The sequence below is a fragment of the Hydrocoleum sp. CS-953 genome (assembly GCF_002260545.1).
Taxonomy (GTDB): Bacteria; Cyanobacteriota; Cyanobacteriia; order Cyanobacteriales; family Microcoleaceae; genus Trichodesmium.
This window is the reverse complement of the sequence record NZ_LGSU01000334.1, coordinates 1-2787: the sequence shown is the minus strand read 5'-3', so window position 1 is coordinate 2787 and position 2787 is coordinate 1. Positions and strand designations below refer to the sequence as shown.

At 34.9% G+C, this 2787-nt stretch carries 3 protein-coding genes; 2 read left to right on the top strand and 1 reads right to left on the bottom strand.

Annotated features, from left to right (window positions below; genetic code table 11):
* Positions 1 to 141: 141 nt before the first annotated feature.
* On the bottom strand, positions 142 to 1011 hold the full coding sequence (locus tag AFK68_RS03110) for a DUF6816 family protein (protein WP_094671548.1): 870 nt from the start codon (positions 1009 to 1011) through the stop codon (positions 142 to 144).
* 388 nt (positions 1012 to 1399) lie between these two features.
* Here AFK68_RS03110 and AFK68_RS03105 point away from each other — a divergent pair, with 388 nt between their 5' ends.
* Together AFK68_RS03105 and AFK68_RS03100 are read left to right on the top strand one after the other, a co-directional pair.
* The gene (locus tag AFK68_RS03105) at positions 1400 to 1582 is read left to right on the top strand and encodes a CsbD family protein (RefSeq protein WP_094671546.1); all 183 of its coding nucleotides are present in this window, start codon (positions 1400 to 1402) and stop codon (positions 1580 to 1582) included.
* 107 nt (positions 1583 to 1689) lie between these two features.
* Positions 1690 to 2751: a dipeptide epimerase gene (locus AFK68_RS03100; RefSeq protein ID WP_094671544.1), complete on the top strand. Its 1062-nt coding sequence runs from the start codon at positions 1690 to 1692 to the stop codon at positions 2749 to 2751.
* Positions 2752 to 2787 lie beyond the last annotated feature (36 nt).

Sequence of the window (2787 nt, the reverse complement as noted above, 5' to 3'; positions counted from 1 at the left end):
GTCTAATACATATCTATAGATTGATTTATCCATTCAACAGAATTTGTAGTTAATTAATGAGAAAAATTCCAGGGATAATTTATTTATTATAGCAATTTGTATATTTATGAGGTACAGTTGTTTTTCTTATTTTTTACTCCCCTACTCCCTACTCCCTAAAGTAGCAGATAATTCTAACTCATAACGATACAATGCTACAGGATGATTAACTGCTAAAAAATAATCGGGGTCTTGAGGAGATAAATAAATAGCAGTTATCTGATTTGCTTCAATTATTTCTCCTCGATTATCATCAAGAATATGATGATATTCTGTAGTTGTTTCTACCTCATTTAAGTAAATCATTGTCTCACCTTGAAATAGCTGCTGAGTTATTTCACAACTAATAAAATTATCTGAATTTAATTGCTCACTACCACGACTGGTAATAACTGAAACTAACTCTAAATTATCTGCTAAAATAGTTGTCTGGCGATTAGGATTATCTTGGTCAATTTTGACAGATAAAATAGCATCATCACCTAACAATGCTTTGCCAATATTCAACCCATTAAATTCTCGGTCAGCAATAACTGCATCTGGAGGTAAATCTAATTTTGCAATTTTGCTATTATTAATCACAGAAGACCAAGATGTAGGAAAACTGATTAACTTTTGTGCCGATATTTCTTTGGTATTTAAGTTTGATTCAGCCTTAATAAATCTAACTTGAAAATTTACAGGTTGATGCAAATATTGACGATTATTTTCAAAACCTGGGGTGACAATTTCTGGAGCTAATGGAGCAACCATATCTATTAAGGTGCTTTTCACATTCCAATTTCCCGACATCCAGTCTGGATAAATTAAATCTGTCTTAGCAGCACTAATTGATGGTTTATTTTCCCAGTTAGGAAAATTAGCGATTCTGTCAGTAAGGGTTTCTGCTCCTGCATTATTAGTCCAAAGTAAAACAATTGTAATTAAGCTCAAATTAAAGATTACTTGCCAAAAATTTTTATAACTTTTCATATACTTGTAAGTTATATGGTTGATTTTTTTATGAGACAATTTATATAGTATAGTATTAATCATTGTAAAAAAGATGGCAATTTCAAGAAATATTAAGTATATTGACAAATATATTCCTCTTAATATACTATAGAATAGGATAAGCAAATACACAAAAGAAATCACCGAAAAATTGGGTCTAAAGCCTCCCCTTGAAAGGGGATGAAAAGAATATTCGCCATAAGTATTTCAAGCCTCTAGCTTCTGGCAGAGGTACTGATAACTGATAACTGAAATGACCCACTAGAGCCTAGTAAAAATTTTACAATTTAAGGATTCATTGTGTGTAAAAAAATTTGTTTATTAGATGCTTAATTAGCTAAAAATTATTTTATCTAGGAGTAATAACATGGGTTTGATAAATAAAATCAAGGCAGCATTTAAAAAACTACAGGGACAATCTCAGGAAGCTTTAGGTGAAATTACAGGAGACAACAAACAAAAAATCAAAGGAAAGAAAAAGCAAATTGAAGCATCAGCTCAACAATCTGTTGAAAACTTAAAAGATAGAGTAAAAAAAATCATTGATTAATCCGCAACTTCTAGGAATTTTAAAATTCAAAAGTATTTGATTTGAGAGCATCTTGTAGAATGCTCTTTTTTAATATTAGTATCCCTACATACTCAAGATTGATAATCATGCAAATTCAGATTCAAACATTTACAGTCCATAAAAGATTTCCTTTAACTATTAGTCGCGGAACTACTTCTGAGAGTACCAATATTTTGGTAAAAATACAACAAGAAAATATCGAAGGTTGGGGAGAAGCTTCACCATTTTCAGTAGGAGAAAAGCCACAACCTACCACAATTTTACAACAAGCTTTACAACAAGTTACCCCCACTCTAGAAAAGTTTAATCCACTTGAGCGACAACAAATTGAGCAAGTCTTAACAGAATTGCAAATACCATCAGCAGCTAGAGCAGGTATTGATATGGCTTTGCATGACTGGGTAGGGAAAAAAGTAGGGTTGCCATTATGGCGACTTTGGGGATTAGAACGCGATCGCATTGTTCCTATCTCTGTTACTATCGGTATCAGCTCCCCGGAAGCTGCTAGACAAAGGGTGCGAAAGTGGCTAGATTTTATTGATGCGCGAGTATTGAAAATAAAATTAGGTAGCCCCGAAGGTATTGAAGCAGATAAGGCAATGTTGATGGCAGTGAAAGAAGAAGCACTGCCAGATGCTTTGTTATATGTGGATGCTAATGGGGGTTGGAGTCTGGAGGATGCCGTCAAAATGTGTGGCTGGTTGGCAAAAGTTGGGGTTACTTATGTGGAACAACCATTAGCTGCTGTTTCAGCAATGAAAGATTTACCACAGCTTTATGAGCGATCGCCATTACCTATTTTTGTGGATGAAAGTTGTTTTACTGCTAAGGATATTCCTCATTTGGCAGACAGAGTACATGGTATCAATATTAAGTTGATGAAGTCAGGGGGGTTAACAGAAGCGATGCAGATGGTTTATGTAGCGAAAGCTTGTGGGTTGCAAGTAATGTTTGGTTGTTATTCTGACAGTTGCTTGGCAAATACAGCAGCAGCACAACTTGCACCATTAGCAGATTATTTAGACTTGGATAGTCATCTTAATTTGATTGACGATCCATTTACGGGTGCGGTGATGGAGAAAGGGCGGTTGTTGCCGAATGACTTGCCAGGGTTGGGAGTTGGTGATGTAGGGGCGGGTTCCGCATAGCGTGTTAATGGGAAATCAACATACAGGAAATAAACC